Here is a 5158-nt window from a genome sequence, read left to right on the forward strand (position 1 = left end):
TCATGAGCCGGGTTGCATTGTTCGCTGAAAAGACCGACCACCACCCCGAATGGTTCAACGTCTATGGCCGGGTCGAGGTGACGCTTGCCACCCACTCGGCGGGCGGCGTCACCGAGAAGGACATCGTGCTCGCCCACAAGATGGACCAGTATGCCGGCGGCTGACGCGGGTCCCGGCTCCTTAAATTCCTGTAACTTGAAGATGAAGGGGCGCTCGCCCATATTCGCCGCAAAGCTACTGCTGGAGGAACGACATGGCTGAATTCAGATATCCTTCCCAGACGCGGGTGGGCACCCAGGCCGCAGTGGACCAGGGTCTCCGCTCCTACATGCTGGGCATTTACAACTACATGGCGCTTGGTGTGGCGGTCACGGCCGTCATCATCATGGCGACCTTCACCATCCCGGCGCTCGGCGCTGTGGCCAATGTGCTGGCCTTCCCGGCCATGCTCGGCCTGATCGGCATGGGCTTCTTCGCCCAGCGCCTGCTCATGGGTGGCACGGTGGCGCGCGCCCACGCGGTCTACTGGGTCTATGTGGCGCTCTGGGGCATCGGCATCGCGCCGATCGTGAACCGCTATCTCGGCGTCGATCCCTCGATGGTGATGACGGCCTTCCTGTCCGCCTCGCTCACCTTCGGCGCCATGAGCGTGTGGGGTTACACGTCCAAGCGTGACCTCTCCGGCATGGGCGCCATCGCGGGCATGGCCCTCATGGGTCTGCTCATCGCTGCCCTCGTCAACCTTGTGGTCGCCATGTTCACCGGCGTCGGTGCTGCCACGATGATGATCAGCATGGTCATCTCCTTCGGCTTCGTGGTCTTCGTGTCGCTGATCACCGCCTGGGAAACGCAGGTCATCAAGGAGATGTATGTCGAGTCGGAAGGTCAGGAAGCGGTTGCCCGCAAGTCGATCTTCGGCGCCTTCATGCTCTACGGCAGCTTCGTGAGCATCTTCGTGAACATCCTGCAGATCCTGGGTTTCATGAACAGCAGCGAGTAACTGCCGGAACCAGCGCAATGCAGCCCCGGTCCTGAAAAGGGCCGGGTTTTTTCTTTGCGGAGACGGGTTTCAGAGCGCGGTGAGTTTCGGCGTCTTGGCCAGCACGCGCAGCACGGTGGCGAGGTCGTGGCCGCGCTTCATGATCAGGCCACCCTGCGCCACAACGGAATAGATACCCTGCTTGCGCGCCAGCGCGGGGTCCTTCACGATGCGGTAGAGCGGCACTTCCGAGGCGCGCCGGAAGACGGAGAACACCGCCTTCTCCTGTCCGAAATCCATGGCGTAATCGCGCCACTCGCCCTCTGCCACCTTGGTCCCGTAGAAGCCGAGAATGGTCTGCAGTTCCTTGCGGTCGAAGGTTACGCGGTCCGGGGCTTTCCGGTCACCGGCCGCTGGCGCCGCCTGCCAGGGCCGCAGGGTGATAATGTCTTCGGTCTTGTCCAACTGCCCACCCTTCTTGTTGTGACGGGCCCATGACGATTTGCTGAAGATGGACCGGACGCGCGGTCTTGGCAAGGCAAGCCTCCCGGAAAATCACCTTTCCGCCGCATTTACATCAAGCTGCCGCCCATCTCGGCGGCGATAAGATTAGCACGACCGGAGGCCCGGCTGGCGCTGAGCATCGGACGTTTCAGCCCCCCAGCCCCCCCGGGCTTCGCTGCTGGCCGGGCCTCCTTTTTGGTCGATCAAGTTAGTGAGTGCGAGGCGTTTCGCGGCCGGAGCAACCCTGTTCCGGCCGTTTTGCTTGCCCCCTTGACCCTTCTACCCCCGCACCCGATATGCTCAGGCATCGTTTCACGTGTTTGTGATGAGGGTACATGGCCACTGACACGGCGTCTGACGCGCCGCATTCCGCAACCTCCCACCAATTTCAGGCTGAAGTTGCCAAGCTCCTGCACTTGATGGTGCATTCGGTTTATTCCGACCGCGACGTCTTCCTGCGTGAGCTGGTCTCGAACGCCGCCGACGCGCTGGACAAGCTCCGCTATGAGGCGATCGCGGCGCCTGACCTGCTTGAGGGTTCGCCTGAACTCACCATCACCATCACGCCCGGCAAGGAGAGGAAGACCCTCACCATTGCCGACAGCGGCATCGGCATGAGCGAGCAGGAGCTGGTCGAGAACCTCGGCACCATCGCCAGGTCAGGTACCCAGGCCTTCGTCGAGAGGGCCAAGGCGGCACAGGGCGATCTGCAGCTGATCGGCCAGTTCGGCATCGGCTTCTATTCCGGCTTCATCGTGGCCGGCAGCGTCGATGTCATCTCGCGCCGCGCCGGGTCGGAGCAGGCCTTTATGTGGTCTTCCGACGGGTCTGGAAGCTTCACCGTCACGCCGGTCGAGACGGCCCCGCGCGGCACGTCGATCGTGCTGCACCTGAAGGACGACGCGCTGGAGTTTCTCGAGGACTGGAAGATCGAGAGCGTGGTGCGCACCTATTCGGACCACATCGCACACCCGATCATGCTCTCCATCGGCAGCGAAACGGCAAGGCAGGTCAACAGCGCCAATGCCATCTGGACCAGGCCGAAGTCCGGCATCACGCCAGAGCAGCACAAGGAGTTCTTCGGCCACATCTCCGGCAGCTATTCCGACCCCGCCATCACGCTGCACTACCGCGCCGAGGGCCGGCATGAATACACCGTGCTCCTCTATGTGCCGGGCGAGCGGCCCTTCGACCTCTATGATCCGGACCGCCGCGGCCGCCAGAAGCTTTACGTCAAGCGCGTCTACATCGCCGACGACGTCGAACTGCTTCCGCCCTACCTCCGCTTCGTGCGCGGCGTGATCGATTCGGAGGACATGCCCCTCAACATCTCGCGCGAGATGCTGCAGAACAATCCGCAGGTCGCGGCCATCCGCAAGGCGGTGACCAACAAAGTCGTCTCCGAACTGAAGAAGGTGGCCGAGTCTGATGAGGCGGCTTTCCGCAAGGTATGGGACGTCTTCGGCCCGGTGCTGAAGGAGGGCCTCTACGAGGACATGGAGCGCCGCGACCAGCTCTACGATCTCGTGCGCTTCAAGACGACAGCCGGCGATTTCGTCAGCCTCAAGGACTATGCCGGCAGGCTGCAGGAGAACCAGACGGCGATCTATTACATCACCGCCGAGGACGAGGCGAAGGCCCGGTCCTCGCCGCAGCTTGAGGGTTACCGGGCGCGCGGCATCGAAGTGCTGCTGCTGACCGATGCCATCGATTCCTTCTGGGTGCGCACGGCGCTTGGGTTTGATGGCAAGCCCTTCAAGTCCGTCACGCAGGGTGCGGCCGATCTCGACCTCGTCAAGCGCAAGGACGAGACCACGGCGGAGACGGCAGACGATGCTGCAACCGTTGTTCTCGTGGCAGCACTCAAGCAGGCGCTGGGCGAAAAGGTGAAGGACGTGCGGAGCTCCAAGCGCCTCACCGAAAGTGCTGTCTGCATTGTCAATGACAGCGAGATGGACCGCACGCTGGAAAAGCTGCTCTCCCGCCAGAAGGATTCCAGCATCACCGTCTCGGCCCCGATCCTCGAGATCAATCCGTCGCATGCGCTCATCAAGGCACTCGGGCAACAGGTGCAGGCGAAGGGTGCCTCCGCGGTGGAGGATGCGGCACAGTTGCTCCTCGACCAGGCCTTCATCATCGAAGGCGAGCAGGTCCCGGACCCCGCCGCCTTCGCCCGAAGGCTGGCCGATGTGATGGCGAAGGCCTTGGGGTGAAGCCGTTCCCCTGTTCCCTTCTCCCGTCGGCACCGCCGATGGGAGAAGGTGGCCGACAGGCCGGATGAGGGCCTCTTTCAAGCGGCAAGACTGGCGGAGAGAGGCCCTCATCCCCCCTTCGGGGACCTTCTCCCATCCTTCGGACGGGAGAAGGGAAGAGCACAAAAGGGTCTGTTGATGCCGTGAACCTCAGTCCTTGGCGCACTCGACACGATGTGTAACAGCACAATGGCGAAGGCCTTCCCCTCTTCCCTTCTCCCGTCGGCACAGCCGATGGGAGAAGGTGGCCGACAGGCCGGATGAGGGCCTCTTTCAAGCGGCAAGACTCGTTGAAAGAGGCCCTCATCCCCCCTTCGGGGACCTTCTCCCATCCTTCGGACGGGAGAAGGGAAGAAAACAAAACAGTCTGCTGATGCTGCGAACCTCAGTCCTTGGCGCGCTCTACACGATGTGTAGCAGCACAATGGCGAAGGCCTTCCCCTCTTCCCTTCTCCCGTCGGCACAGCCGATGGGAGAAGGTGGCCGAAGGCCGGATGAGGGCCTCTTTCAATCGGCAAGACTGGCGGAGAGAGGCCCTCATCCCCCCTTCGGGGACCTTCTCCCATCCTTCGGACGGGAGAAGGGAAGACAACAAAAAAATCTGCTGATGCCGCGAACCTCAGTCCTTGGCGCGCTCGACGTAGGAGCCGTCCTCGGTAGCGACCACGATGCGCGTGCCTGACACGATGTGCGGCGGCACCATGGTGCGCACGCCGTTGGAGAGCACTGCCGGCTTGAAGGAGGAGGACGCCGTCTGGTTCTTGATGGCGGGCTCCGTCTCGACGATCTCCAGCACCACGCGCTGCGGCAGCTCGATCGAGATCGGCAGGCTATTGAACAGCGCGATCTGGCATTCCATGCCTTCCTGCAGGAAGGGGGCCGAATCGCCCAGCATGTCGCCCGAGACCTGGATCTGCTCATAGTTCTCAGGATTCATGAAGATGTAGTTGTCACCGTCCTGGTAGAGGTAGGAGTGGGTGATGGTCTCGACGAAGGCGCGCTCCAACGGGTCCGTCGTCTTGTAGCGGACCACCGTCTTCACCCCGTCGGAGATGCGGCGCATGTCGATGGTGGTCGTCGGTGTGCCCTTGCCGGGGTGCATGGATTCGGCCTTGAGCACCACATAGAGCTTGCCGTCCTCATGCTCGATGACATTGCCCTTGCGGACGCCGCTTGCGATAACCTTGACCACGTTCTGTCTCTCGCTTCTCGAAAATTGCCGGATTTGGTTGGTGGGCCTATTAGCAGTGGCCATTCCGGAAGCCAACCCCCCCAAGGAGGCGCCCCCCGTGCCGCTTGTTCCCTCCGACTGGTTCTCACCCGGCCGCCATGCTGACCGGCGCCCCTTCCTCATGGGCCGCAACCGCATCATCGCCGCCATCCGCGGCTGGTTCGCCACGCATGACTTCGTGGAGGTGGACTG

5 protein-coding genes are annotated in these 5158 nt (G+C 62.6%); 3 read left to right on the plus strand and 2 right to left on the minus strand.

The window, feature by feature from the left end; genetic code table 11:
- Both ACILRA_RS19485 and ACILRA_RS19490 read left to right on the plus strand, forming a co-directional pair.
- The coding region (locus tag ACILRA_RS19485) for a 4a-hydroxytetrahydrobiopterin dehydratase (RefSeq protein WP_395663719.1) at positions 1-164 on the plus strand (164 nt) is incomplete at its 5' end.
- An 89-nt stretch (positions 165-253) separates the two neighbouring features.
- Positions 254-1000, plus strand: coding sequence for a Bax inhibitor-1 family protein (locus ACILRA_RS19490; RefSeq protein WP_395663716.1), 747 nt, complete (start codon positions 254-256; stop codon positions 998-1000).
- Positions 1001-1069: 69 nt separating this feature from the next.
- On the opposite strand, the gene ACILRA_RS19495 is transcribed toward ACILRA_RS19490, so the two are convergent.
- Positions 1070-1423: a DUF2794 domain-containing protein gene (locus tag ACILRA_RS19495; protein WP_395663720.1), complete on the minus strand. Its 354-nt coding sequence runs from the start codon at positions 1421-1423 to the stop codon at positions 1070-1072.
- Positions 1424-1818: 395 nt separating this feature from the next.
- Here ACILRA_RS19495 and htpG point away from each other — a divergent pair, with 395 nt between their 5' ends.
- On the plus strand, positions 1819-3696 hold the full coding sequence (gene htpG / locus ACILRA_RS19500) for a molecular chaperone HtpG (protein ID WP_395663717.1): 1878 nt from the start codon (positions 1819-1821) through the stop codon (positions 3694-3696).
- Between the two features lie 658 nt (positions 3697-4354).
- On the opposite strand, the gene efp is transcribed toward htpG, so the two are convergent.
- Entirely contained in the window at positions 4355-4927 is a 573-nt protein-coding gene (gene efp, locus ACILRA_RS19505; protein ID WP_395663718.1) for an elongation factor P, read from the minus strand.
- Positions 4928-5158: the final 231 nt, after the last annotated feature.

The organism is Aestuariivirga sp., from assembly GCF_044239095.1.
In the GTDB taxonomy this organism is placed as follows: Bacteria; Pseudomonadota; Alphaproteobacteria; order Rhizobiales; family Aestuariivirgaceae; genus Aestuariivirga.